The sequence below is a fragment of the Arthrobacter sp. Y3225116 genome, assembly GCF_059091245.1.
This window is the reverse complement of sequence record NZ_JBNHGL010000545.1, coordinates 1-543: the sequence shown is the minus strand read 5'-3', so window position 1 is coordinate 543 and position 543 is coordinate 1. Positions and strand designations below refer to the sequence as shown.

1 protein-coding gene is annotated in these 543 nt (G+C 76.4%); it reads left to right on the top strand.

From position 1 onward, the window contains the following. On the top strand, nucleotides 1-543 hold a 543-nt coding region (locus tag AC5RV2_RS18875; protein ID WP_494093601.1), incomplete at both ends, for an RsmB/NOP family class I SAM-dependent RNA methyltransferase.

Genomic DNA, 543 nt, shown 5'->3' with positions numbered 1-543 from the left:
GCCCTGGACCAGACCGTCGGCCTGGCCCGCGCCGTGATCGGCGCGGGCCCCGGCTCGCTGATCAACGCCGTCCTGCGCAAGGTCACCGCCAGGGACCTGCGCGGCTGGACCGCCGAGCTGACCGCCGGGGAGACCGACCCGGTCAAGGCGGCTGCTCTGGAACACAGCCATCCCGAGTGGGTGGTGCGGGCCCTGCGGCAGTCCCTGGCGGGGCACGGACGCCGCGTGGACGAACTGGAAGACCTGCTGGCGGCCGACAACGCCGCGCCGGTCGTGAACCTGGTTGCGCTGCCGGGGTTGGGTTCGCTGGACGAGGCGATCGACGCCGGCGCGAAGCCCGGGGAACTGGTCGCGGGCTCCGCCCTGTATGCCGGCGGCGACCTCGGCCGGCTAGCCAGCGTGCGGGCCGGAACCACCCGCGTCCAGGACGCCGGCTCCCAACTCGTGGCGCTGGCCTTGGCCGCCGCCGCGCCGGTGACGCCGGGCGAGCGCTGGCTGGACCTCTGCGCCGGCCCCGGCGGCAAGGCCGCCCTGCTGGGCGCG